Source organism: Sporosarcina koreensis, assembly GCF_042655825.1.
GTDB lineage: Bacteria > Bacillota > Bacilli > Bacillales_A > Planococcaceae > Sporosarcina > Sporosarcina koreensis.
Genome location: NZ_JBHSNP010000029.1, coordinates 67,581 through 92,427, shown reverse-complemented (window position 1 = coordinate 92,427; position 24,847 = coordinate 67,581). Strand labels below are relative to the sequence as shown.

Annotated in this window: 26 protein-coding genes; 20 read left to right on the top strand and 6 right to left on the bottom strand. The window is 38.5% G+C overall.

Annotated elements, in window-relative coordinates:
• Positions 1-192: 192 nt before the first annotated feature.
• The 15 genes from ACFPTP_RS16355 (at position 193) to ACFPTP_RS16285 (ending at position 17,094) form a co-directional block, all read left to right on the top strand.
• Positions 193-921: a YveK family protein gene (locus ACFPTP_RS16355; RefSeq protein ID WP_381447008.1), complete on the top strand. Its 729-nt coding sequence runs from the start codon at positions 193-195 to the stop codon at positions 919-921.
• Between the two features lie 5 nt (positions 922-926).
• On the top strand, positions 927-1,631 hold the full coding sequence (locus ACFPTP_RS16350; protein WP_381447006.1) for a CpsD/CapB family tyrosine-protein kinase: 705 nt from the start codon (positions 927-929) through the stop codon (positions 1,629-1,631).
• Positions 1,632-1,683: 52 nt separating this feature from the next.
• The gene (locus ACFPTP_RS16345; RefSeq protein ID WP_381447004.1) at positions 1,684-2,451 is read left to right on the top strand and encodes a tyrosine-protein phosphatase; all 768 of its coding nucleotides are present in this window, start codon (positions 1,684-1,686) and stop codon (positions 2,449-2,451) included.
• A 249-nt stretch (positions 2,452-2,700) separates the two neighbouring features.
• Positions 2,701-4,533, top strand: a complete 1,833-nt coding sequence (locus ACFPTP_RS16340; RefSeq protein ID WP_381447002.1) for a polysaccharide biosynthesis protein — start codon at positions 2,701-2,703, stop codon at positions 4,531-4,533.
• Between the two features lie 283 nt (positions 4,534-4,816).
• Entirely contained in the window at positions 4,817-6,220 is a 1,404-nt protein-coding gene (locus tag ACFPTP_RS16335) for an O-antigen polymerase (protein ID WP_381447000.1), read from the top strand.
• Positions 6,217-7,461 (top strand): lipopolysaccharide biosynthesis protein, encoded by a 1,245-nt coding sequence (locus tag ACFPTP_RS16330; RefSeq protein WP_381446998.1) that lies wholly within the window; start codon positions 6,217-6,219, stop codon positions 7,459-7,461. The genes ACFPTP_RS16335 and ACFPTP_RS16330 overlap by 4 nt, the downstream gene beginning before the upstream one ends.
• A 5-nt stretch (positions 7,462-7,466) precedes the next feature.
• Positions 7,467-8,663: a glycosyltransferase gene (locus tag ACFPTP_RS16325; RefSeq protein WP_381446995.1), complete on the top strand. Its 1,197-nt coding sequence runs from the start codon at positions 7,467-7,469 to the stop codon at positions 8,661-8,663.
• A gap of 15 nt (positions 8,664-8,678) precedes the next feature.
• A complete protein-coding gene (locus tag ACFPTP_RS16320; protein WP_381446993.1) occupies positions 8,679-9,812 on the top strand; it encodes a glycosyltransferase family 4 protein in 1,134 nt (377 codons plus the stop codon).
• Between the two features lie 4 nt (positions 9,813-9,816).
• Entirely contained in the window at positions 9,817-10,830 is a 1,014-nt protein-coding gene (gene galE, locus ACFPTP_RS16315; protein WP_381446991.1) for a UDP-glucose 4-epimerase GalE, read from the top strand.
• Positions 10,831-10,878: 48 nt separating this feature from the next.
• Positions 10,879-11,475 (top strand): sugar transferase, encoded by a 597-nt coding sequence (locus ACFPTP_RS16310; RefSeq protein ID WP_381446989.1) that lies wholly within the window; start codon positions 10,879-10,881, stop codon positions 11,473-11,475.
• Between the two features lie 3 nt (positions 11,476-11,478).
• The gene (locus ACFPTP_RS16305) at positions 11,479-12,129 is read left to right on the top strand and encodes a NeuD/PglB/VioB family sugar acetyltransferase (protein WP_381446987.1); all 651 of its coding nucleotides are present in this window, start codon (positions 11,479-11,481) and stop codon (positions 12,127-12,129) included.
• A 40-nt stretch (positions 12,130-12,169) separates the two neighbouring features.
• Complete coding sequence (locus tag ACFPTP_RS16300; RefSeq protein ID WP_381446985.1) at positions 12,170-13,453, top strand: phenylacetate--CoA ligase family protein; 1,284 nt, start codon at positions 12,170-12,172, stop codon at positions 13,451-13,453.
• A complete protein-coding gene (locus ACFPTP_RS16295) occupies positions 13,450-14,451 on the top strand; it encodes a sugar-transfer associated ATP-grasp domain-containing protein (protein WP_381446983.1) in 1,002 nt (333 codons plus the stop codon). Before ACFPTP_RS16300 ends, ACFPTP_RS16295 begins: the two co-directional genes overlap by 4 nt.
• An 8-nt stretch (positions 14,452-14,459) precedes the next feature.
• Positions 14,460-15,887, top strand: a complete 1,428-nt coding sequence (locus ACFPTP_RS16290) for an APC family permease (RefSeq protein ID WP_381446981.1) — start codon at positions 14,460-14,462, stop codon at positions 15,885-15,887.
• Between the two features lie 19 nt (positions 15,888-15,906).
• Positions 15,907-17,094, top strand: coding sequence for a DegT/DnrJ/EryC1/StrS family aminotransferase (locus ACFPTP_RS16285; protein WP_381446979.1), 1,188 nt, complete (start codon positions 15,907-15,909; stop codon positions 17,092-17,094).
• 398 nt (positions 17,095-17,492) lie between these two features.
• On the opposite strand, the gene ACFPTP_RS16280 is transcribed toward ACFPTP_RS16285, so the two are convergent.
• The 6 genes from ACFPTP_RS16280 to ACFPTP_RS16255 all read right to left on the bottom strand — a co-directional run bounded on the left by ACFPTP_RS16280 (position 17,493) and on the right by ACFPTP_RS16255 (position 20,638).
• Positions 17,493-17,633: a hypothetical protein gene (locus ACFPTP_RS16280; RefSeq protein ID WP_381446977.1), complete on the bottom strand. Its 141-nt coding sequence runs from the start codon at positions 17,631-17,633 to the stop codon at positions 17,493-17,495.
• 134 nt (positions 17,634-17,767) lie between these two features.
• Positions 17,768-18,202 (bottom strand): protein-export chaperone SecB, encoded by a 435-nt coding sequence (locus tag ACFPTP_RS16275; RefSeq protein ID WP_381446975.1) that lies wholly within the window; start codon positions 18,200-18,202, stop codon positions 17,768-17,770.
• 3 nt (positions 18,203-18,205) lie between these two features.
• Complete coding sequence (locus tag ACFPTP_RS16270; protein ID WP_381446972.1) at positions 18,206-18,514, bottom strand: hypothetical protein; 309 nt, start codon at positions 18,512-18,514, stop codon at positions 18,206-18,208.
• A gap of 13 nt (positions 18,515-18,527) precedes the next feature.
• Positions 18,528-19,055 (bottom strand): hypothetical protein, encoded by a 528-nt coding sequence (locus tag ACFPTP_RS16265; RefSeq protein ID WP_381446970.1) that lies wholly within the window; start codon positions 19,053-19,055, stop codon positions 18,528-18,530.
• Between the two features lie 340 nt (positions 19,056-19,395).
• Positions 19,396-19,731, bottom strand: a complete 336-nt coding sequence (locus ACFPTP_RS16260; protein WP_381446968.1) for a helix-turn-helix domain-containing protein — start codon at positions 19,729-19,731, stop codon at positions 19,396-19,398.
• Positions 19,732-19,837: 106 nt separating this feature from the next.
• Positions 19,838-20,638 carry a hypothetical protein gene (locus tag ACFPTP_RS16255; RefSeq protein ID WP_381446967.1) on the bottom strand — a complete coding sequence of 267 codons (801 nt, stop codon included), beginning with the start codon at positions 20,636-20,638 and terminating at the stop codon, positions 19,838-19,840.
• A gap of 715 nt (positions 20,639-21,353) precedes the next feature.
• On the opposite strand from ACFPTP_RS16255, the gene ACFPTP_RS16250 reads away from it, so the two are divergent.
• The 5 genes from ACFPTP_RS16250 to lepB all read left to right on the top strand — a co-directional run bounded on the left by ACFPTP_RS16250 (position 21,354) and on the right by lepB (position 24,781).
• Positions 21,354-21,995: a LuxR C-terminal-related transcriptional regulator gene (locus tag ACFPTP_RS16250; RefSeq protein ID WP_381446966.1), complete on the top strand. Its 642-nt coding sequence runs from the start codon at positions 21,354-21,356 to the stop codon at positions 21,993-21,995.
• 299 nt (positions 21,996-22,294) lie between these two features.
• Positions 22,295-22,789, top strand: coding sequence for a hypothetical protein (locus ACFPTP_RS16245; protein ID WP_381446965.1), 495 nt, complete (start codon positions 22,295-22,297; stop codon positions 22,787-22,789).
• Entirely contained in the window at positions 22,790-23,563 is a 774-nt protein-coding gene (locus ACFPTP_RS16240) for a hypothetical protein (RefSeq protein ID WP_381446963.1), read from the top strand.
• A 61-nt stretch (positions 23,564-23,624) separates the two neighbouring features.
• Complete coding sequence (locus tag ACFPTP_RS16235; RefSeq protein WP_381446961.1) at positions 23,625-24,242, top strand: hypothetical protein; 618 nt, start codon at positions 23,625-23,627, stop codon at positions 24,240-24,242.
• A complete protein-coding gene (gene lepB, locus ACFPTP_RS16230) occupies positions 24,239-24,781 on the top strand; it encodes a signal peptidase I (RefSeq protein WP_381446959.1) in 543 nt (180 codons plus the stop codon). Before ACFPTP_RS16235 ends, lepB begins: the two co-directional genes overlap by 4 nt.
• Positions 24,782-24,847: the final 66 nt, after the last annotated feature.

Genomic DNA, 24,847 nt, shown 5'->3' with positions numbered 1-24,847 from the left:
ACACTTCCAATGATAACTGTCTATTTATGTACTTTATTGTCGAAATAGTTAGAAAAACCCACGATTTCTAACAAAATAAAAAGACCTATAATATAAAATTGGCAAAATAGCATCAAATTACGAGAATATTTTCTACACAGTATGCTATAATAAGACACGTTTAGATAGATTGCTATAAAGGGGATATACCATATGGAAGAAACAATCAGTCTTCAGGATCTGTTCAAGACGCTGAAGAAGAGGGCTATCCTCATTTTGCTGACGATGTTGCTCGCGGTCACAGCGGCGGGGGTTATCAGTTTCCTGCTATTGACACCGATCTACCAGGCATCGACGCAAATCCTCGTTAATCAGCAGAAGATGGAGCAGAACCAGTTCAACACGCAGGACATCCAGGCAAATCTTCAGCTGATCAATACATACAATGTCATCATTAAAAGCCCGGCCATTCTGTCGAAGGTGATTGAAAATTTGGATCTCAACACGACGCCGGCGCAATTGAATGGCAAAATCACTGTGAACAGCGCACAAAACTCACAAGTCGTCAACGTGAGTGTGCAAGATCCGGAGCCATATATGGCGGTCGATATCGCCAACACGACGGCGGAAGTTTTCCAGGAAGAGATCCAGAAGCTGATGAATGTCGATAACGTCAACATTTTATCGCCGGCAGTGCTAGCGGAAGATCCGAAGCCCATCAAGCCCGATCCGCTCCTCAATATGGCGATCGCAGCGGTCATCGGACTCATGTTAGGTGTCGGGATCGCATTCCTCCTCGAATATTTGGATACGACGGTGAAGACGGAACAGGATATCGAGGAATTATTGAACTTGCCGATTTTAGGTCTCGTCAGTCCAATTTCAGAAGGCGACATGCCTAGCGCGAAGGATTCATTACAACGGAGAAGAAGGAAGAGGTGACGACTATGCTGAAAAGAAGAAAGCAGCCGTTGCAAAACGTTGCACGTAAGCTTGTGACGAATGTCAATCCGAAATCGATCGTTTCGGAACAATTCCGCACGGTCCGCACAAACATCAATTTCTCAATGCCAGATAAGGAATTGAAAACATTGTTGTTCACCTCTTCCTCCCCAGGGGAAGGCAAATCGACGAGCGCTGCGAACGTTGCGATCGTCTTTGCCCAGGAAGGGAAAAAAGTGCTCTTGGTCGATGCCGATATGCGCAAACCGACGATGCATTACACATTCAACACGACGAATACGACAGGTCTGTCCAACTTGCTCACGAAACAATGGTCGCTTGAAGAGGTTACTAAAGTCACGGATATTGAAGGCCTATTCCTGATCACTTGTGGCCCGATTCCGCCGAATCCTGCCGAACTGATCGGCTCGAACTCGATGGATTCGCTCATTCACGAGCTGGCATCGCAATACGACCTTGTCATTTTCGATGCGCCACCGCTTCTTTCGGTCGCTGACGCCCAAATCTTGTCGAATAAGTGCGACGGTACAATCCTTGTCGTCAATTCCGGCGTCACGGAAAAAGAAAGCGCCATTAAGGCGAAAGAATCACTTGCATCCGCAAAAGCAAATATCCTAGGTACTCTCATGAACAATTTCGTGCTTGAGAAGGACCATTATTACTATCAATATTATGGAACTGGAGAGTGAAGGGGCCCTTGCGTCCTTTTGCTCTTTTCTCTATTAAAGGAGCACGAATCGAATGATTGATATGCACACACACTTCCTGTTCGGCGTAGACGACGGGCCCCGAACGATTGAAGAAACACTTGATTTGGTAAAAAAGGCGGAGGGAGAAGGGATTACCGATATGATCTCCACGTCGCATGCCTGCAATCCCCACTATCATGTACCTGGCAGCGAAGTGATAAGCCAAATAACGTTACTGAAAGACGTCATGAAGGAGGCGGGGCTGAATGTACAGCTATATCCGGGGCAAGAAATCCGGCTGACGGAAGACATCATCGAAAGATTGGACAACAATGAGCTGTTGACACTCGCAAATTCCAGATACCTTCTATTGGAATTGCCGTCGCAGACGATTCCCGCCTACACAGTGAGCGTCATCCAATCGATGCTCGAAAGGGAAATCATCCCGATCATTGCGCATCCGGAACGGAACCGCGCCATCGCCGAAAAACCCGAGCGGCTCGAGCGACTCGTCCGCCACGGTGCAACCGCCCAAATCACAGCGGGCAGCCTGTCCGGTCATTTCGGCAAAAATATACAAAAGCTGTCACTACAGCTTATCGAAGCGAATCTTGTCCATACATACGGCTCAGATGTCCATAACTTGAAAACGAGACCCTTCCATTTTGAAAAAGGGCTCGACTTCCTCGAAAGGAAGAAGCTGTATGATATCGCGGACCTATTGCTTGCAAATAATGAGCGCATTTTGAGCAATGAACCATTATTCCTTTTGGAACCGGAACTTGTGAAACCGCGAAAGCTGTTCGGCTTCATTGGTTGATAGGTTTTAACGCCCAATAGCGTAAGTCAATTTTTATAAGACGACAAAAACTGCTCTCAAGGCAATAGGACAAAGGGATAAGAAGGATTCCGGATTTCTATTTATCGACAAAAAGTAGTTAAAAAGGTCAGAATTCAACAATTAGACTAGAACAGTACGGCGGAAGATGATACTATTAGACTATAACTTATTCCGTATTATGGAAGAGTAGTAGTTCTGATTTACAAAGAAGAAGGAGGAGTCTCATGTATGACAATTAAAAAGCGTATGACAATGCTTTTCCTCTTAGATTCAATCATCGTATTACTATCAATCTTTCTAGGCTATTTTATGCTGCGGCCCGATGTCGTCATCTTCAAAGACGACATCATCCTGATGAGTGCACTCACAATCCAAATCGCGCACCATCTATTCGCGTGGCACTACGGACTATACCGGAAAGTGTGGTCATACGCCTCCGTAGGGGAATTGAAGGCAATCTTCAAATCGGTCACCTTGACGATTGCTGTCGTCGCCATCGCGCAGCTCGTTTTCACGAAAGACGTCAATGTACGTGCGTTATTCCTCACATGGATGCTTCACATTCTTTTGATTGGGGGATCGCGGCTCAGCTGGCGCATTACACGGGACACCTTCCGCAAAACGGATGAACAGGGGATGACCCGCACAATGATCATCGGAGCCGGACAAGCCGGAACGATGGTAGCGCGGCAGCTGTTGAACAACCCGGAGTCGGGTATGAAGCCTGTCCTCTTCCTCGACGATGATAGGGCGAAAAAAGGGCTAGAACTGTACGGCATCAAAATACTGGGCAGTACAAACTATCTCGAAGACAAAGTAAAAGACAACAAAATCGAAAAAATCGTCATTGCGATTCCCTCAATGGCAAAATGCGACATGACTGAACTCATGAAGCGATGCGTCGCTACAGGCGTCCGCACGCAAATGATCCCGCGCATCGAAGATCTGATGACGGGAAAAGTTTCAGTTAACGATATACGCGACGTGAAAATAGAAGATCTCCTTGGCCGCGACGAGGTCCAGCTCAACATGAAAGCGATCAAGGAGAAATTGACTGACAGAACAATCTTAGTGACAGGTGCAGGCGGTTCAATCGGTTCCGAAATATGCCGGCAAGTGGCGGCATTCAAACCGAAAAGCCTCATCCTGCTCGGTCACGGTGAAAGCTCCATCTACAATATAGACATGGAACTGCGCCAAAAGGTTTCAAAAGAAATCGAACTAATTCCGGTAATTGCAGACGTCCAAGACCGAATCCGCATCTTCGACATAATTTCGGAATATTCGCCGGACGTCATCTACCATGCAGCGGCACACAAACATGTCCCGCTTATGGAAGCAAACCCGATGGAAGCCGTCAAAAACAACATATTCGGCACGAAAAACGTAGCAGAAGCCGCAGACGCATACGGCGTCCCACACTTCGTACTCGTCTCAACAGACAAAGCCGTCAACCCGCCGAACATCATGGGTGCAACAAAGCGCTTTGCTGAAATGATAGTTCAGAATCTTGCTAAGAACAGCAATACTAAATTTGCAGCGGTCCGTTTCGGGAACGTGCTCGGCTCCCGTGGCAGCGTCGTTCCGCTATTCAAGAAGCAAATTGTGGCAGGTGGTCCGGTAACGGTCACCGATCCGGAAATGACCCGGTACTTCATGACAATTCCGGAAGCATCCCGACTAGTCATTCAAGCAGGGACACTTGCGCGCGGTGGTGAAGTGTTCGTTCTTGATATGGGCGAACCAGTGAAGATTGTCGATTTGGCGAAAAACTTGATCAGGCTTTCCGGATATAGGGAAGATGAAATTGAAATTACTTATTCCGGTATCCGACCAGGCGAAAAGCTGTATGAAGAGCTGTTGAATGAGAGTGAGCGACAGAGCGATTATGTATTTCCTAAGATTTATGTTGGAAAGGCCACTCCGATTAGTGAGCTCGAGATGGAGTATGTGTTGGACAAGCTGCTTGGTATGGAGAATGGTGAGTTGAAGTATACTCTTATCGGACTTGCGAATCGGAAGGTTGTTAAAACTCAGAGTGAACTCTCGGCTGTACAATAATGCGATAGTTCACAACTATGCTGACTCATTTGATAAATGCGCTTTTCTAAATCGGTGAAAATCTTATCGTAGAACAAGAATGGACACAAACTCGGTTCTAACAAGCCGATTGTCGTTACGTAAAGCTGATTTAGAACTACATACAGCATATGGAGACATAACAAGAGAGTGCAGGGATTTACTTGGGGAGTTAGTCTAACTCTAGTGTTAGAACATCCAGACTTTATATAAAATATATAAGAAAAAACTTAGATACCTAAATATTTCTTTAGGATGTTGGATTATGGAGCGAAGTATGAAAAAAAATGCTTTCAATTTAACGTTTTTAGCTATGTTAATCTTTTCGTTTTATTCATTTGCTTACTTAGTTATAAATGTTCACAACATTGAAGAAGGATATAAATCACTATACTTGTTACCTTTATCACTAATTATCATTATGATTCCGACATTCTTTTACTTGTATATTGGAATTCTCGAAAATATTTTCCTGACTATTTATTTTATTGTCTCGTTTTTTAGGTATTCACTATTACCATACTTAATTGCAAAGTATAATATTTATTCGGGGTTTTCGAGCGTTTCGCCAAAACAAGTTTCAGTAGAGCTAGCAATCAAGTTAATGTCGTACGAATTGGTAATAACTAGTTTAGTAATTATTTTTATTGTTAAAGTGATCATTAATAAGAGCGCTCCTGCGAAAGGTAAAGTTATTATAACAACAAGAAACAATTATATTTATTATCTATTTATTGGGTTTTCACTTATTTTACTTGTACTTTTCCCTGAAGCACGAAACTTTTTCTCATTCGTTGTTAAAAAACAGGGAACAGTGCATGATCAAAGCTCTTTGATATATCTTGCCGTGACCATGATTTTAGTTACTGCGAAAAACCTCTTATTTGTTTTAATTATTGGATTCTTCCATCGAAAATACCTCATATCCAATTCAAAGAGATATGTTATTTTAGCGGTACTTATAACAACTACTAATATTATGGTATTTTATGGTGAAAATAGGGCTGATCTTTTAATAACAGCTATTAGTAGCTTGTTACTATTCGGGGTCTTGTTTAAGCGCTATGGTAAGTACCTGATTATTCTTTTCTTAATTATGTTTCCATTACTATTTTCTTCTTTAACTGAGTATCGTAACTATAATGGATTTAGTAGTACTCAGGAAGAAGGAGAGAAGTTAGCTAATAACATACAAGTTTATGCTGGGGGACCATACAACGTTGCAATAAGTATAGAGGCAAAAGAATACTATGCTACTTCTTCAGAGACAAATTTTTTATATGAGTTTTTTCGACCGTTCATTGGACTCAATATATTACTGAAGAATAGTGACTATATAACCAGCTCGGAGATATTTAATTATCGAATTTTTTATGAAAACAACGTCACCCAAATAATACCGATTATTGGGCAAGGATATTATTATTTTGGTTTCGTGTTTTCACCTTTAATATCCATTATATTTATATGCATAAGTTTTCTAATTTACAAGATCATGAAAAAGGAAATGTCAATTATATCATATTATTTTTTAACAATTTCCCTTATTAGATTAGGTTTTATGATGGGGCATAATTCACTAATTCTTATTAATGAACTAAGTTATAATCTTTTAATTATATTTGTATTAATTTTCTTGGATAAAAAAATTGGAGGAAATAAGATTTGACTAATAAGGTAACTTCCTCTTTAATTTGGACTATTTCCGCGACTGCAGGATTTGCGTTATCACAGTTATTTATAATTATTGTGATAACAAAATTTGGTTCGCTAGAGAATTTAGGTTTTTATACGTTAAGTTTGGCTCTGAGTGCACCTGTAGCACTCTTCAGCAATTTGCAAATCGGTCAACTATTGATTGCTGACTATGGTAAGGAGAAGAGTTTTTACCAATATAGAACTGTTCTAGTTAACTCATTAATATTTGGTGTTTTATTATTAATTATAATTTCTTTTTTATATACATACATCCAAAATACTGATATTACTTTATTTATAGTTATTATATTAGTTGGTTTGATTAAAACATTAGATTCAATTGGTGATATATATTTAGCTTATTTACAAAGAGAGCTTGCAATTGTGCGCATAGCAAAAATTAGAATTATTAGAGCTCTAATTCATTCAGCATCTTTCATTTCGATATTTCTAATAACAAATAACTTGATTTTCTCATTAGCGGCACAGATATTGACCTTAATTATTAGGCTCGTTCTTATTGAAATTAGAACGATTGAAATTAGTGAGCAAAAAAGAAAATACAAACAATTCGATAAAGAAATATATTTATTAGGAATACCCTTAGGCTTAGTAGCATTAATAAATTCACTCAACTCAAATTTACCTTCGTATTTATTGGATATATTTGCCGACATAAAACTAGTTGGGATTTTTAATACTTTGTCATATATTTTTATACTGGCAAACTTAGTAGCAGCACCATTGTCATTGTATATTTCACCTTTGTTATCAAAATCATATCATAATAATAATCAACAATTATTTAGAAAGTACTTACTCACATTTTCGTTTATAAGTATTGGGATAACACTTATTATCGGAGTGTTTGCCCTTTGTTTTGGAAGATTAATTATTAGCTTGATTTTTAATGAAGAAATAGCTGGATTTAGTTTTATATTACTTCCTTTAACAGTTGCTGTATTGTTTAGTTTCTTAATTTCTATTTTCAATACGGCAATAATTATTTTAAAGGTTATACAGATTCAACCCTATATCAATCTACTAAATACGATAATTACATTTGGAGTTGGTATTTACTTAATAAAAGAGTTTTCAATTATCGGAGCTGCCTATTTACTAGTGGCTTCAAGGTTTATCCAACTATTATTAAGCGGTATTTTATTCGCCTTTGGATTCAAAAAGTTTAAAAAACAAGTGCAGGAGAATTAATATTTATGAGAACTCTAATAGCCGTAGAAACAGTCTTCTTCAAAACACCTGATCAAGAAATATGGACAACCGGACAAAACGACTATACTTTTTGGAAGAGATATTTACATTTTTTTGATGAAATTCTAGTGGTATCTAGAGTTAAAACAGTAGAAGAAAAAGATGATAATTGGATAAAAGCATCCGGTCCAAATGTTACCTTTGTTGAGTTGCCTTTTTATCAAGGCCCTAGGCAATATTTGCAAAAAGATAAAATTATAAAAGATATAATAAAAGAAAATATAGTTAAAGCAGATGCTTATATTTTAAGAGTACCAGGGAGAATAGCCTCGTTATGCTGGTTCGAAATAAGACGTAGAAAGCTTCCATACTTTTTAGAAGTATGCGGGGATCCCTGGGAATCACTTCGAAGGGGAAATGTCAAAAGTATTGTTAGGCCGATAGCAAGAGTCTTATCATATTGGAGATTAAAGAGTCAATGTATTAATGCAGAAGCCACTTCCTATGTTACAAACTATGCTTTGCAAAAACGTTACCCTCCTAATCCATTAAAACCCACATTTTCAATCTCTGATGTGGTGCTAAATGAGTCCGTTGCTATTAACTATATAGATAGAAAATATAAGTACAGTAAAGAACGTGTTGTGAAAATTATAAATGCCGGTACAATGAATACTTTTTATAAAGGACATGAAACTCAACTAGAAGCGTTGAAACATCTTATAAAAAAAGGATACAATGTAAAGCTGTTTTTTGCTGGTGATGGTAAACTTAGAGGTCATTTTGAAAGAAAAGTAAAAAAAATGTCGTTAGAAAAAAATGTTGTATTTTTAGGGATGATATCAGGCAGTGATCAGTTGCAAAGAGAGTTTAATAAATATGATCTGTTTATTTTACCTTCATATGTGGAAGGGATGCCGAGAGTTCTAATTGAGGCAATGGCAGTATCTTTACCATGTATAGCCTCTGACGTTGGAGGAATACCAGAAATACTAAATGCAAAATGTCTAGTTAAACCTAGAAACCCAGTGATGTTAGCAGATAAAATAATTGAGATTATAACAGATGATGAAAAAATGGAGAACTATTCAAAAGAGAATTTTTTGAAGTCAACTGAGTACTCAAAGAGTACTCTTGACGCAAAAAGAACATCTTTTTATTCTCTTGTGAAAAAACAGATTAAGTTATACATTTTACAATAAAATGAGGTTGAAAAAATGAGAGTTTTATTTGTTGCATCGATATTTGGCCATATCACAGCGTTCCATATTCCTTTTATTAAATTATTAAAGAGTAAAGGTTATGAAGTTTGGGTCGCTTGCAATAAAAGTAAAAGCAATAGTATGCCCGAGAGAGATTTGGAAAACCTCGGCGTTAAATGTATAACGATAGATTTTACAAGATCTCCTTTCACACTAAAAACAATAAAAGCATTGAGCCAATTACGACATTTGTTAAAGTATAATGATTTTAATTTGATTCATGTACATACACCAACAGCAGCTTTATTAACTAGATTTATTAATAGTCGAGTAAAAAAAAATCCTATAATTTATACGGCTCATGGATTCCATTTCTTCCGAGGCGCTCCTTTAAGAAACTGGTTTATTTATTTTCCATTGGAGAGGATGGCCGCCAAATGGACAAATAAAATTATTACAATTAATAAGGAAGATTATAAACGAGCAAAGAAGATTTTTAAACAATCAAGGGTAGTTAGCTATGTTCAAGGGGTAGGAGTGGAGAGTTTCATTAAAAACTGGGATAAAGAAGAGAAAATAACTTTCAAAAAGGGTCTTGGTATCCCAGACGACTCAATTGTTATTACGTACATCGCTGAAATTAATAAGAACAAAAATCATTACTTTTTATTAAGAAATTGGAAAGAAATAAAGAAAAGTTGTCCTAAATCAGTTCTCCTTATTGTTGGAGATGGAAATAAACGCACAGGGGTTGAACAATTTATATTAGATGAGCAGCTTGTAGATGTCCATTTATTGGGATACCGCAATGACATAGATAAAATACTGGAAATAACAGATGTTGTTACTCTTTTATCTTATCGAGAAGGGTTACCAAAAAGTATTATGGAAGCTATGGCTGCGGGTCTTCCATGTGTTGTTTCAGATACGCGTGGATTGAGGGACTTGATTACAGATGGTCATAATGGTTATGTTATTCCACATAATGATGATAGTCTTTTAATTAGAACATTTGTGACGTTACTTAATGACGAAAGTTTACGACATAAATTAGGCAAGGCCTCATTACTTAGTGTAGAACCGTATAAGCTTGAAAATGTTTTGAAGGAATATGAAATTGTTTATAACGAAATATTAGAAAGCAGGTAGGTCGATGAAGGTTCTTATAACAGGCGGTTTAGGATATATAGGTAGTCATACGGTCGTGGAACTGTCTAATAAAGGAATTGAATGTATTATAATTGATAACCTATCAAATTCTGATGTAAAAGTGTTAGATAGAATACGAAAAATAACAAAAACACATATAACTTTTCAAAAATGCGACTTATTAGATAGGAATAGTTTATTCGAAGTTTTCGAGCGATACAGATTCGATTCTGTCATACATTTTGCTGGAATGAAGTCAGTTGGAGAATCAGTAGAAAATCCATTAAAGTACTATGAGCAGAATTTATTTTCTACCATCAATCTGCTAAAAGCAATGGAATCCGAATCCGTAAAGAAGTTAGTATTTAGCTCTTCCGCAACAGTATACGGTGATTTATCTAAATCACCTATTAGTGAAGAAATGCCTACATCAACTATGAGTCCATACGGTCGTACAAAACTAATTATCGAGGAAATATTACACGATCTTACTATATCAGATCCCGAATGGAGTATTGCAATTTTGCGATATTTTAATCCTGTGGGAGCCCATAGCTCTGGAATGATTGGAGAAAATCCGAAAGGCTTCCCTAATAATCTGATGCCGTATATTGCTCAAGTCGCGAGTGGAGAAAAAAGACACTTAAATATATTTGGAGATGATTATCCCACTAAAGACGGGACAGGTGTGCGTGATTTTATTCACGTCATGGACCTGGCAAGCGGTCATGAAAGGGCATTAAAGTACATTAATTCTAGGACGGGTTGTAACGTTTTTAATCTGGGGACTGGGGTAGGCTATTCCGTAAGGGAATTAATTCAAGCATTTGAAGAGATTAATAAAGTGAGTATACCTTATAGAGTCGTGGACAGAAGACCGGGGGATATTGCAGAGAGTTTTGCAGATCCGTCAAAGGCAATTTCAGAATTAGGTTGGAGTGCCGTCCGTGGCATAGAAGAAATAGTTACAGATGTATGGAGATGGAAGCAGAATATGGTGAAAGCGGGTGTGAATTAGGATATATACCTGTAAGAATGAAAAAATATATTAGGAATGTGAGTTTTCATGAAAAGAACCTTTGATATTATTGTAAGTTTTTTGGGGCTTCTATTATTGTCGCCTGTCCTGGTTTTAGTAGCATTTTTCATTCAATGGAAAATAGGGAAACCAATTATATTTAAGCAACAACGACCTGGGTTAAACGAAAAAATTTTTTATATATATAAGTTTAGAACCATGACAAATGATGTTGATGAAAACGGGTATTTATTACCTAACGATATGCGTCTTACTGAATTCGGAAAGCTGATAAGAAAAACTAGTTTAGATGAACTCCCACAATTAATTAATGTATTAAAAGGAGATATCAGTTTAGTTGGTCCAAGACCTTTATTAGTCGACTATTTGGAACTTTACACGCCTGAACAAGCGAGAAGGCATGAAGTCCGACCAGGAATTACTGGGTGGGCCCAAGTGAATGGAAGGAACGCGATAAGTTGGCAGGAGAAATTTGAACACGATATATGGTATGTAGATAACCAATCATTTCTTCTTGATATGAAAATACTTTTTATGACGGTTAAAAAGGTATTCAAATCGGAAGGTGTGAATACAACTTCCGATAAGATGGTTAAACGCTTTACAGGAAGAGAGGATGATTAAAGGATGAGTATTCCTACGTATATTATTGGAACGGGGGGGCTTGGAAGAGGCGTTGCTGAAACAGTGAAGGTAATTTCAGAGAGAGATCGTAATTGGACATTTTTAGGCTTTATTGATGATGATGCCAGTGTAGTTGGGACATATATAAATGGTGTAAAAGTTGTTGGAGATACAGAGTATTTACTTGGGCTGAATACGATGGCAAACGTGATAATTGCGATTGCAAATCCGGTAGTTAAGGCAAAGATTTTTGAGAAGTTGTCATTAAACAAGAACCTACTATATCCGAATATCATCCATCCTTCCGTTCATCTGAATTCATCTATTAAGATGGGAATTGGTAATATTATTTCGGACAATGTCGCTTTTTCCGCAAATGTCTTTGTAGGCGATTTTTCTTTAATTCATTTTAACTGCACAATTGGACATGATGTTGAAATTGGTGACTACTCTACGATGTACCCGGGTGCTAACATCTCTGGGTATGTTAAATTAATGGAAAAGTGTGAAATTGGAAGTAATGCATGTATATTGCCTAGCCAAGTTGTTAGAGAAGAAGCAATTGTGGGAGCAGGGGCATTAGTGAAAAGTGAGGTCATTTCAAAATCTATAGTCGTTGGTGCCCCTGCTAGGGAAATCATCCGTAATAAATGAGATGTAGATCTATTATTTCTAAATGATTGGGGTGGAAGTAATGAGAGCACTGGCTTTTAAAATAAAAGAATCTATCTCAGGAAGGCGTGTTCTGAAAAATGTGGAAGATTTGAGAAATAGTTATGGAAAAAAGACTGACTTGCAAGAACGGAGATTTGCGAATATTCTTCAGCATGCAATAAAGACGACCGAATTTTATAGTAGTTACGGTGGATACTTCACTCTACAGTCATGCCCAGTGATTGATAAACAAACTATTAAAGAGAATTATGATCAATTTTTGTCTAGAGGATTTTTGAAAGAAAATCTATATAAGATGACAACAAGTGGTTCATATGGCACTCCCTTTACGTTTTATTTAAGTAAGGAAAAAAAGCTTAAACAACAGGCGGAAGTCATTTATTTTGGTGAGTGGTCTAACTATTTCGTTGGTACTAAGCATGCATACCTTATGACAAAATCAAAGAGTAAGCTAAAATTGTTTTTCCAAAATGAGATTATTATGGCACCGTATACACTTGATTTACAATGGCTTGAACAACAAAGGAATATACTTCGAAAGCAAAAGCCTAAAGTATTGATCGGGTATACATCCGCTATTGTTACATTGGCGAATTACATAATTAGTAAGAAAGACAATTTTATATTGGATGGTGTGATTACTGTTTCAGAAGTCCTTTCCGAAGAACATAGGGAAATAATAAAAAAGGCTTTTAGAGCCACACCTTTAAGTAGATATTCAACCCAAGAATTTGGGGTTTTAGCTAATGAATGTCCACAAGAAACCAAACACCATCTTAATAATGTAAATTACATTATAGAAATTTTAGACATTGATAAAGATATTCCAGCAAAACCAGGTGAATTAGGGCGTGTGGTAGTAACTGATTTGTTTTCTCATGCAATGCCATTAATCAGATACGATACTGGGGATTTGGCCATATTGGGGCAAGGAACTTGTAAGTGTGGACTGGAGACGCCATATCTAGAAGTGATTTCAGGTAGATTAGTAGAAGAAGTATTTGACGTAAATGGCAATACAGTTTCTGGTTTTGCTGTGAATGGAGCTATGCAGGATATTGAAAACGTTTTACAGTATCAGTTTGTTCAGGAAGGGGAAAATGAATATAGAATGATTATAATTAAAATTAACAACTTCGATGGTGAGAATAAAATAAAAGCAAGGTTTCAAGAGTTTTTAGGAAGGAATGCAAAAATAATATTCGAATATACTGATGAAATTCCCCCATTAAAATCTGGGAAGAGACCATATATAATTAACAAAATGAAAAAAAGTAGCTCGCTATCGGTGAATAGACAGTGAATAGGAAGTATATTAATGTTTTGAAATCCAGAAATAGAAAGAGCATTCCCGGTATAATATTTGATATCTTCAAGTTAACAATAGCTAAAAAAGAATTACCTGTGCATTATTTTTCTAGACTACTTTATCTCAAAAATCAGACCAGCATAAACAATTATTTATGGTTGTCCGATATTAAAGGAATTTCCAACAACCATTTTAACCAAAATGCTTATGCCTATCTATTTGAAGATAAGATTATTTTTAATGATATAATGACCAAACTTGAAATACCTGTTCCTAAATTTCACGGATTTATAGCCAATGATAAATATATCTCTGAAAACAACATATATAAATTGAAAACAAGGGAAGCTATTGAAGAAATATTAAATAAAATATGCTTAGAGAATAATTGTGATTTATTTTTGAAGCCGGTTAATGGCATGAATGGAAGAGGTTGTTTCTCGTTTACTTCCTCTAGCGAAATATCACTGGATAATTATAGTGATATTAAAAATAACATATACGTAATACAAGAAAAAATTAAACAGCACCCAGAATTGAATAAAATATTCCCGAATAGTATAAATACAATTAGAATCAACACCATTCATAACGGAGTGAAAACGGTTCATTTGTGTTCAGTATTGAGATTCGGTGTAAATAATCGAGAAGTTGATAATGGAGGTGCATTTATTAGCATTGACAACAACGGCCACTTAGTAGCTCCTGCATACAGTTTCCTAGAATATGGTGGAAATACTTATGAGAAACATCCGAATACCAAAGTAGGTTTAAACAATTTTAAAGTACCTTACTTTCAGGAAGCGATAAGTCTTGCAGTAAAATCTGCGGAAGAATTTCCTAGTAAAATTATTGGTTGGGATGTAGCTATAACTGAACACGGTCCAGTGATTATTGAGGGGAATCATAATCCGCATCTTGGAATGGCAGATATAGCCTTTGGTGGATTAAAGAAAAGTAACCTGTTTGTAGAAAATATATTGGATTTGTGAGGTGCTGAATGCACAGAAGAAAAGAGCTAAACAAGAACCTTAAACCAAGTTGGGTATGGGCGATAGCATTCGGCTCTTCCATTGGTTGGGGGGCTTTCATTTTACCCGGTGATTGGATTGCGGAGGCCGGTCCTGCGGGAGCTATGATCGGTGTGCTTCTTGGAGCCATCGTCATGATGTTCATTGCCGTCAGTTACGGTGTACTGATTAGAAAGCATCCTGTATCCGGCGGGGAGTTTGCGTATGCCTTCCTGAGTGCGGGAAAGACATGGGCATTTATAACAGGCTGGTTCCTGGCATTAGGGTATGCATGCATCGTTGCACTGAATGCATCGGCCTTATCGTTATTGTTGAAGTATCTGTTCCCTTCATTTATGAAGCAATTTTTTCTTTATGAAATAGCGGGCTGGGAAGTCTATCTGCCTGAAATCATCATCTCTTCATTAGTTATTTTGTTTTTTGCATATATGAACATCAGAGGAAACGGGTTTTCGGGCAAACTTCAATTTATATTTTCAGTTGTATTGATCTTGGGCGTTGCTACAATGGGGATTTACACATTCGCTTTCGCAGATTTTCCAATTGAAAATATGAAACCTGCTTTTCCTGAAGGGAAATCACCGCTAATTTCCATATTACTTATACTTGCAATTGCTCCTTGGGCATACGTCGGTTTTGACAATGTCCCTCAAGCTGCTGAGGAGTTCAATTTTTCACCAAGTAAAGCATTTGGGCTCATCATCATGTCCTTAATGGCCTCCGGATTAGTGTACGCTACAATGATCGGCGTAACATCTTGGACGTTCGCACAGGGGGCAAATGTGAACAATTCAAATCTATGGCTGACGGGTGATATTATCAGCTCCTCCTTTGGGACGGTTGGAGTCGTAGTCCTGGCGATTGCAATAAGCATGGGAATCTTTACAGGTTTAAATGGTTTTTTTCATTCATCGAGCAGACTGTTATTTGCGATGTCTCGCGGAAAAACGCTACCTGCCTTTTTCTCGGATTTGCATCCGAACTACAATACACCTTATAAGTCGATCATTTTCATTGCACTCTTCACACTTCCATCTGCATGGTTTGGACGTGAGGCGTTAATATGGATCGTTGACATGTCTTCGATTGGTGTATCAATTGCATATTTCTTTACATGCTTTACGGCATTTCGCGTCCTCAGTTGGGCAAGGAATAACGAGGGATTAGAGATTTCTCCTATTAAAAAGACAATCGCTTTTTTGGGAGCCGTTTTTAGTATAATGTTTGTTCTGTTATTGATAGTGCCAGGCTCGCCGGCACAACTAGGCATGCCATCCATGATTGCTCTTCTAATTTGGGTTGCACTCGGCGTCACATTTTTCACAAGCATCTATAAAAGTTTTAGAGTACTTGGTAGAGATGAATTGTCGTACTATATTTTAGGACAGAAAAAGTAAAGTTGATGGGGAGATGAACATGATCGAAAACAAGAGGATTTTTTTATCCTCCCCTCATATGAGCGGGAACGAACAGAAATACATAAACGAGGCGTTCGAAACAAACTGGATTGCACCACTCGGACCGAATGTGGATGCATTTGAAAAAGAACTCGCAGCTTATGTTGGGACTTCCGGTGCTACTGCAACTTCATCCGGTACAGCTGCGATCCATTTGGCGCTTGAGCTTCTTATAGTTGGCCAAGGGGATATAGTATTCTGTTCTAGTTTGACGTTTGTTGCAAGTGCGAACCCAATTTTGTATGCAGGGGCGGAGCCGGTTTTCATTGATTCTGAAGAAGAGACGTGGAATATGTCCCCTGTCGCTTTGGCGAAAGCGTTTGAAGATGCTCAAGCAAAACGGAAGTTACCCAAAGCGGTAATTGTTGTCAACTTGTACGGGCAAAGTGCACAAATGGACGAACTCATGGCAATCTGCGAGCGTTATGAAGTTCCAGTTATTGAAGATGCAGCAGAATCGCTTGGTTCTCTCTATAAAGGGAAGAAGAGCGGATCATTTGGTCATTTTGGTATTTATTCATTTAACGGTAACAAGATCATTACAACGTCAGGTGGCGGCATGCTCGTATCCAATGACCTTGATGCATTGGCACGGTCGCGCTTTTTGGCAACACAGGCACGTGATACAGCAAAGCATTATCAGCATAGTACGGTGGGCTATAATTACCGGATGAGCAATATCCTTGCAGGAGTCGGCCGTGCGCAGCTTGAAGTGTTGGAAGAGCGTGTGCAAGCAAGACGAGATGTTTTTGATCGATACGTAAAAGCGTTAGGGGATATTGAAGGTATCCATTTCATGCCCGAATTGGAAGGGACTTATTCGAACCGTTGGCTGACGGCATTGACGCTGGATCCTGAAGTGATCAAGGTAACCCCTTATGAGCTGATTGATTTGCTAGAAGAGGAGAATATTGAAGCGCGTCCAGTATGGAAGCCGCTTCATATGCAGCCGTTGTTTGAAGGGTGTAGGTTTTATTCGCATGGTGAGGGTGACATGGTGAGTGAACGGTTGTTTGCTGAAGGGCTTTGTTTGCCGTCGGGGTCAAATATGACGGCGGAGGAGCAGGAGAGAGTGATTGAGGTTTTGATGAAGCATTTGTTGGCGCATAAGAGCCTGAAAAGTGATGGAGCTTTTCAGCGGAATTAATGGGAAACAGGGAATCTCAAGAGTGGAATATGGAACATAAGGACAAGAAAAGGCGACCATTCCTATTTAAAAGAATGATCGCTTTCTTTACTACTTGTTCTTCAGCTTGTTGAGCATACAAGTAACTTTATCTTTCATAATCTCAGTTTGATTTCCCATAATAACCTTTGATGCTGGAATATTTTCGACTCTCTTATACAGCTATAACTGTTGAGACATCAACAATTTTAGTTGAAAGGTTTATCCTTGGGATTTGTTTGACAGTGGATTAAGATTATTTTGCCCAGCAAAAAATATTTTCTTGTAATGACACTTAGTGTATTTATTTGAAATGCGAAAAAGGGCTGTTACAGATTCCTGTAACAGCCCTTTGCAAATTGCAATTGCATAAGATTATTTTACACATCTGTTGTTGTTTGTTCAGTATCCTCAATTAAATCAAGACAATTGACTTTTGCCAAGTCTAATAAGAATTGCTCCAATGTAATTTCATCATAATACAAATCAATTTCTTTAAGTAACTCGCTCTCAACCCACATTTAATATCGCCCCTTAACTGGACTTGTGGTACGTTCTTTCTTAGTTTACCCATGGAAAAAAAAACTAAACATTGTTAGACCTACAATTAGTACTACTTTTATAAGATATGCATAAGTAATCAAAAGCCTTCGCGTTAATCTTCTAAAAGTTTTGAAATATTTACGGTGGGCAAAATTAAATTCGGTACACCGGCAAGAGAAGTTAAATTACTAACAAATGCTCTTAAGTATGGGAATAATACTGCTGTAGCGTTCAATCGGCATAAGTCTACAATTTCCTCGCTTGAAAAATCTCCATTTAGGGAGAAGCTCCCAACTATCTCTATGTTTATATAAAAGGGATAGTTCTTTTGCTCATAATCATCGAATATTACGCAACGTAATAAGACCATGGCTTGATCTTCTTGTTCATTCAAATAAAAGTCTGTATCTAGTTTAAAGTCTAAGTCAATTGAGTCACTCTGTTGAAAGTTATCATTTAACTCAAAGACAACATTTTTTACAACATACTCATTAAATAAAAATGAGCTTGCAACTGATCTTATGCTTTTTTCATTTTTGTTAACCATTTATTAAGCTCCAATTGATAGATTATTTAAGTCCCCGGTGTAAGGATGATTAAATTGTGTTTTATTTACTATTCTGTCCGAATAAAATATGGTAGCAATATCTTTATATTGTTTGCCAACCTTTAACGTATTAGAAGCAGACATTTTAATTGTTCCAATATTCTCTGAATATGTAATGTTGGTGAGAATATTAGTAATATCTTCAACGAATTCAACACAACCCGCAGCAATTAAATCTTTCTGAAATTGTTCTTCTGAAATATTATCATAGTAAGCGTCAATCTCTGCCAAGAGCTCCAACTCATTCCACATAGTAATACCCCCTCTAATAGCACCTTTGTGGATTATCAATACAATCAGTATTTCTTACGCATATGACATATACATTTGGTGTTCTAGATTTAATTCTCAATAATTGGTCTGTCTTTGTTTGGTAATAATCTTTTCTTCTTATTACATCCAACTTTTTTGACTTAATTACAGTATCCCACATATTAAAGAAAAAACCATCAATAAATTCGTTTTTGGGGCGTTTTTTCAACTGCATCATTCTAACAATATGTTTCTCTTTAAGCTTCTCAATAATCCTATAAGTTTGATCATCCTCTAAATCGCACAATCTATCGTTATCAACATAGATATCGGCTCTAAAGGCTGCGGGTTTTATATGATTTTGTTTAAGATTCCACGCTTCCGCATGTATCAATCCATTACCCTCGGGGGTATCCTCGAAAAAATAGGTTCCATCCCCTAACCAATGATCATCACCACGGCTGTAATGATATTTTTGGTGATTGTATGATCTTTCAACCTTTACCTCTTCATTCGCATGCCAACCATTATACATTCCCATATCCTTACACCCTTAAAGTAGTTATTGATTATATATTACTACAGTAGGAAGAATATTCCTAGTAAATTATTTTAGTGTAGTTTGTCTACAAAATATATAGGCTTGGACTGATTCGTCTTAGGAAATCTCCTTCATACTAGCGGACTTTCATTTTTACTCTCATTACTGAAGTTCGAATAAAGAAGGATTTTTTTACCTCTTATAGAATGGGTCTTTATAAGGGGATGCATGTTAGTAAACAATTGAAAGATGGTCCTGAGAAGCTGTGCTGATGCCTGAGACCATATATAAACGCTGTTTTACCGAAGCTACAACAAGCGACGCAGAGCCAGAGAGTTATTCAGGACTGCTCTTCAGATGGAAAAATGGTGTATCTATTGGCCCCGAGCCCACCAACTTCTGGGTCGAATGTGTGGACTTTTTCAATAATACGAAGTGTAACGAGTTTACGGATAGCACGTTGTACCGTTGCTTTCGACCTCTCTGTATCCTTCATAATCTCCTCGCAAGTCAGATACGCGGCTCCATTCATGACCGTATATTGCAGGATGAGATCCAATACTCGGCGGTCCGCTTTTGTTAATTTGTCATGATGGAGTGCAATGTGCTTTCTCACGGCTGAGTAAACTTCTTGGAAATTGTCTAACTTTGAATATTCCTGTAAGTGTTTTGTCATTTGTAATTCCCCTTTACTCTTTATATAGAGGGGAGAGGTCAAAAGGGATACAGGTGGGCATAAATATTTTTTCGTAACTTAATAAATAGCTAAGGTTCCTAGCCACTCATTCCGGACAATAGAACCCCTCAACCGGGGCATCGAATAGCATAAAGATATCCTTGAAATACGTCTCATCGACCAACTTGTCCAACACACCTTTATAATACCCCGGCAAGTTACGAATTGCCTTTCGTTTCGTCGCCATAACAGTGATCATCAGTGCACGATAAGCAAGGTTTTCGAAGATATGCTTGTCATCTATATAGATTTCATATTTCAACATACGTCCTGAGATGGCCCGGTGAATTCCGTAGAAATCGCGGGCTAGTTTAGTATCTCGAATCGTGTTGGCGAGCAGCTCTTTCATCCGACTGAATAAACTTGTGGATAACTGTGACGATTCCTGTGTAGACGTGTAGTTAAGATCTTTATCTTTTAAAAGAGATTTAGAAAGTAGAGCTTCGTCTTCAGGAAACTGCTCGTTTTCTTCGTTGTCATGCGGTTTATTGTCATCATCCCGGTTGTTCATTTTCCCCTGGTCATCGAAGGGTAAAATGATGTAAATGTTGGCGCCTAGTCCGCTCATGACAGGGCGGATGAAGTGAACTTTCTCGATGATGGCTAGTTTGACGAGTTTTCGGATGGCGCGTCTGATCGTTACGTTTGACTTCCCAGTAGCTTCTTCTATCGTTCCGTGTTTCAAATGGGCTGCGCCGTATTTTACGGAGTGGCGGCGGATGATGTCGAGCACTTGGCGGTCGGATTTCGTGAGGTTGTCCCAATGAAGGGATAGATGCTGCTCTGCTGCTGTGTCCATTTCTGTGATTGTGTTGAATTTTGAGTAATCTTTTAGGTAGTGTGTCATTTTTAATTCCCCCTTTACTCTCTATATAGATGGGAGGGGTCAGAAAGGATACTGAGGGAAGAAATTAAATTTCGGATACCAGATTCTCTTTGGATTCAGAGTTGTTACATAACTATACAGCATTCATTATACCGCTGCTTAATGTCCAAAGCTGCCGATATTATCTGCCCCAATTCTGGTGGTGTCCAGGTTCGGAACGTTGTCCAAAGGTTGTCCGTAGTCGGTTGCTTGACGGCAATATGATAGGTCAATCCTACTTAATTGTGTTTTGCACAGGTACCTTAAAATCATCCCATCATAATCCTCTTATATATGTGTAATAACCTACTATAGTATGTGAAAGGGGGATAAGGCGAAATAAGTATTTCTTTCTAATAGAAAGAGGAAAAAAGAACCGGTGGTAAGTTGATAAAACAGTCATAAAGAATGAATAATTTAAATAGTTAGAATTTATTATTGCTAGTATTCCTATACTTCATTACAATAGAGGAAGAATATGGTTTCACATAATAAACCACTACACCTCGGAATTTATTCACCCCCACAGAAGTTTGAGTCATTTACCTCCACACAGTTTTTTCACCAAACACTCTCGAGCAATTTAAATCGTTCAAAGCCGCCCCGCATGGGAGTCGGAAGCTATTCTTATAGTTTTTCAACGACGACAAACAATTGAAATCATCCTTAACTATGATAAGAGAGAGAGGGGCGTTCTATGAATGTGATTCTTGTCGATGATCATCCATTAATACGAATAGGACTTTTTTCAGTCCTTACAAATGAGGAGTCGCTGAATATTGTGGGGGAGGCTTCGAATCGCAAGGAGGCATTGGCCATCTTACAATCCAAGAAACCCGATATTGCTATTGTGGATCTCTATTTAGGCGGCGAATGTACATTGGACATGATTGCCGAGGCGAAAAGCTTGGGTTTGGTATGCAAATTTATCGTATTATCCTCTTCTCCAGATGAAGAAAATATTAAGCTCGCGAAGAGGATAGGGGTTTCCGGATTTTTATTGAGAGAATCAGTGCTTGAAGAATTGGTACATGCCTTGCGGATGATTCGTAATGGCAGGAACTACTATGACCAAAGAATTGTCGAGGTTATTTTGAAATCCCCAAGCTCCTATATAACAAGAAGGGAATTCGAAACGCTGACTCCTAAGGAAACGGAAGTGCTGATAGAACTCGGTAAAGGTCTATCCAATAAAGAAATCTCCGAAGTGTTATCCGTAACAGAATACACTGTGAAAAAACATGTTAGCCGTGTCTTAGCGAAATTGAATCTTGGGGATCGAACCCAAGCAGCTTTATATGCAAATGCGAAAGGGTTAGTTCGTTACACTGTTAACTAATTAAATAATTGGACGTATATGCCAGATCCTGTTTTAAAAGGATCTGGCATTTTTCACTTTACGTGTCCGTTCCTCATTATACTTTTGTATACCGATGGGAACAAAGGTGGTTTCGTCTTACAACGAGGTCTAACAAGAAGTGTCGAAAGAATAGTCAGAAAAGTATCCGTAATAGGGGCGAGAAGAAAAACGAGTGCTTTTATACTTATGAATAGATGGGAATGTGTATCTTTTCTAAAGGCATTTGCCTTCAGCGAAACGAAAGATGCTTCTCCGATACTAGTAGGGGGTAGGTGATTGTGCGAAAGATTGTGATTTTACTGGTAATGTGTTGTCTTCTTTTAATGGGCACTTCGATATATGCCCAATCCACGCAAGGCACGACTTTTTCTGACTGGTATAGGCATCAGCTCCATTTACTTTCCAATCAATTAAGTGAAGAGATGAAAATTACACTTACAACATTTGAGACATCCATAAACACCTATCAAGATCAATTGCTTAAAAGGATGGAAAGTCATCTTATGGATTATGTTCTGAATACGTCCAGGGATTCAAATGAGGATATCCAAAAGTATAAAAACGTCCATCTTCAACAGTTGGAAGAGACAAAAGAGTCTCTTATCGAAAAGGATCTAATTGAAATTGAAAAAGAGATCGAAAAAAGGCATATGGAGATTGATCGTCGTACAGTTGACATTTTATCAGAAGTTCTATCCGAATATGGTTTTGACGGAGCCATTGACAATGTAAAGCAAGGAAAAAATCATAACAAAACCGAGGGGGACAAGTAAATGAAGATGACAGTTAAAAAGAAGATCGTTGCAGGAACAATTTCGGTTGGATTGTTATCGGGAGTAGGTTTTGCTTTTGCCAACACGGATGCGGGTGGAGCGTTGAAATCTTGGTATAGCGGCGTTTTTAATGAAGCAAAAGCTTCAGTCACCCAAGAAGCGGATCAGTATTCTGCGGAAGAGTTTGGAAGTTTGGATGACATGTTTGAAGGATTGAAGGCTGGAGCTGAATTTGATATCGATTTTACAAAGAATCGTGAAATTGGCAGTGCAACAGCAACGATTCAAAACGCTAAAGCTTCCCATTTAAGATCGTTAGGGGCGGCGGAAACTGAAATTTTAGCGGGTATGGATCTTGCTTTTAATAATGTGTACCAGGAAGGATGGCTACAAATCCAAGCTGCTGGGAACGAGGCTTCCCGAATCGCTTCAGCTGATATGACTGCATTCGCGGGTGAAACGGGGGCAGCTGCCATCGGAGAATTGACAACGCAATTGGATGCTGTTAAAGCTGAAGCTCTTTCTGGACTTGAAGAGGCAATTGCAGCTGCTAAGGCCGCAATTATGGCGGAAGTGGAAAGTGAGAAAACAATTACGGTTGCGAATTTGAGAACGGCAGTCGATTTTAAAGTCAATGAAGTCTTTAATCAAGTTTCCAATATTTTAGATGGACTGGTGGCGGCACAAGAGGCTTTGATCGAAGCAAAAGCATTGGAACTTGAAAATCAAGCTAAAGACGAGATGGATGCGCTTGTTTCGGGCATCAATGGCTAATTCGTAGTTGCATAGGGCCTGCATAACGCCGGCCCTACTATTTTATCTGGAGGTTGCTGCTGTGGATAAAAAAAGAAGGAGTAGACTGCCAAAGTGTAGGTTCCTAATAGGAGCTGTTCTTTTAATCGGAATCATTGGAAGTAGTGTATCGGTCACGTTTGCGAATCAGGATATCCAATCACTGTTGATGAATTGGTTCGATGCACAAAGAGGGTACGCGCTTGCTGAAATCAAGGAAGCTATGGATATGGAACAAGAGATTCAGGCGGGACGCTTAAAAGAAGAGCTGCATTCGGAAATTCAGATGGCAAATGAACGACTTCAAGCCTTCACCATGGAGGAAAAGGAAAAACGAACAAGCGAATTACGGCGTTATGCTGATGGACTGATCGATGGATTCGTAAGCGATAACTCGGAAAATGAAAATAGTGTACGAGCTGAACTGGAAAGCATTTTTCAAGCTGCGGTAAATGAGATGAACCATGTAGTGAATGAGGCGAATATAGGTCAAACGCCAATTGAGGAGCCTGAATCTCCGGAAGTGGAGAAACCGGGGGAAGAGCCGGATGCTGATGCAGATACAGTTCAAAATCCGGATTTGGAGCAGCCAAGTCCGGAAATAGGACCAGACTCAAATCCACCCCCGGAATTTGATAAAAGGAAACGTGATGCGAAATGAATGTCAATGAATTGACAGCAAAACCAATCGAAGCGACGAAGGATAAGAAGAAGTCACAGGATAGTGTACTCAGCTGGGTGAAATTCATTTTGCTCATCATTGGGCTTTTTCTTGTATTCCGATATGCCATTGGCATTACCGTCATTAGCGGGAACTCCATGGCTCCTACACTGGGAAACAAGGATATTATTGTGATGAATAACATGTTTTTTACGCCTGATAGAGATGATATCGTTCAATTTCGCGATATACATGGTTTTGATGCCATTAAACGGATCATCGCTTTACCAAATGACACTGTTGAGATTGTTGAGGGAAGCGTTTATGTGAATGGCGACAAGGTGAAGGAAGCTTACTCCACCGGTTTTCCAAATGATATGGAAGTAGTTAAAGTGACCGAGAACTCCTATTTTGTCATGGGGGACAACCGGACTCCTGGTGAGAGTTTGGATAGTCGAAACAGCGAATTCGGGTTCCTTCCCAAAGAGCGGATAAAGGGGAAGTTGGTATTCTCGCTTTATCCACTAGGTTTTAAATAATTATTATCCAAATTTGTATGGTGAATGAAACAACAAGATAAATCAAATGTATGCCATAAAACTGGA

What these genes read in the sequence shown, in the direction of transcription:
- ACFPTP_RS16355 (WP_381447008.1), top strand. Translation starts at nt 193, where the DNA reads ATGGAAGAAACAATCAGTCTTCAGGATCTGTTCAAGACGCTGAAGAAG.
- ACFPTP_RS16350 (WP_381447006.1), top strand. Translation starts at nt 927, where the DNA reads ATGCTGAAAAGAAGAAAGCAGCCGTTGCAAAACGTTGCACGTAAGCTT.
- ACFPTP_RS16345 (WP_381447004.1), top strand. Translation starts at nt 1,684, where the DNA reads ATGATTGATATGCACACACACTTCCTGTTCGGCGTAGACGACGGGCCC.
- ACFPTP_RS16340 (WP_381447002.1), top strand. Translation starts at nt 2,701, where the DNA reads ATGACAATTAAAAAGCGTATGACAATGCTTTTCCTCTTAGATTCAATC.
- ACFPTP_RS16335 (WP_381447000.1), top strand. Translation starts at nt 4,817, where the DNA reads ATGGAGCGAAGTATGAAAAAAAATGCTTTCAATTTAACGTTTTTAGCT.
- ACFPTP_RS16325 (WP_381446995.1), top strand. Translation starts at nt 7,467, where the DNA reads ATGAGAACTCTAATAGCCGTAGAAACAGTCTTCTTCAAAACACCTGAT.
- ACFPTP_RS16320 (WP_381446993.1), top strand. Translation starts at nt 8,679, where the DNA reads ATGAGAGTTTTATTTGTTGCATCGATATTTGGCCATATCACAGCGTTC.
- galE (WP_381446991.1), top strand. Translation starts at nt 9,817, where the DNA reads ATGAAGGTTCTTATAACAGGCGGTTTAGGATATATAGGTAGTCATACG.
- ACFPTP_RS16310 (WP_381446989.1), top strand. Translation starts at nt 10,879, where the DNA reads ATGAAAAGAACCTTTGATATTATTGTAAGTTTTTTGGGGCTTCTATTA.
- ACFPTP_RS16305 (WP_381446987.1), top strand. Translation starts at nt 11,479, where the DNA reads ATGAGTATTCCTACGTATATTATTGGAACGGGGGGGCTTGGAAGAGGC.
- ACFPTP_RS16300 (WP_381446985.1), top strand. Translation starts at nt 12,170, where the DNA reads ATGAGAGCACTGGCTTTTAAAATAAAAGAATCTATCTCAGGAAGGCGT.
- ACFPTP_RS16290 (WP_381446981.1), top strand. Translation starts at nt 14,460, where the DNA reads ATGCACAGAAGAAAAGAGCTAAACAAGAACCTTAAACCAAGTTGGGTA.
- ACFPTP_RS16285 (WP_381446979.1), top strand. Translation starts at nt 15,907, where the DNA reads ATGATCGAAAACAAGAGGATTTTTTTATCCTCCCCTCATATGAGCGGG.
- ACFPTP_RS16280 (WP_381446977.1), bottom strand. Translation starts at nt 17,633, where the DNA reads ATGTGGGTTGAGAGCGAGTTACTTAAAGAAATTGATTTGTATTATGAT.
- ACFPTP_RS16275 (WP_381446975.1), bottom strand. Translation starts at nt 18,202, where the DNA reads ATGGTTAACAAAAATGAAAAAAGCATAAGATCAGTTGCAAGCTCATTT.
- ACFPTP_RS16270 (WP_381446972.1), bottom strand. Translation starts at nt 18,514, where the DNA reads ATGTGGAATGAGTTGGAGCTCTTGGCAGAGATTGACGCTTACTATGAT.
- ACFPTP_RS16265 (WP_381446970.1), bottom strand. Translation starts at nt 19,055, where the DNA reads ATGGGAATGTATAATGGTTGGCATGCGAATGAAGAGGTAAAGGTTGAA.
- ACFPTP_RS16260 (WP_381446968.1), bottom strand. Translation starts at nt 19,731, where the DNA reads ATGACAAAACACTTACAGGAATATTCAAAGTTAGACAATTTCCAAGAA.
- ACFPTP_RS16255 (WP_381446967.1), bottom strand. Translation starts at nt 20,638, where the DNA reads ATGACACACTACCTAAAAGATTACTCAAAATTCAACACAATCACAGAA.
- ACFPTP_RS16250 (WP_381446966.1), top strand. Translation starts at nt 21,354, where the DNA reads ATGAATGTGATTCTTGTCGATGATCATCCATTAATACGAATAGGACTT.
- ACFPTP_RS16240 (WP_381446963.1), top strand. Translation starts at nt 22,790, where the DNA reads ATGAAGATGACAGTTAAAAAGAAGATCGTTGCAGGAACAATTTCGGTT.
- lepB (WP_381446959.1), top strand. Translation starts at nt 24,239, where the DNA reads ATGAATGTCAATGAATTGACAGCAAAACCAATCGAAGCGACGAAGGAT.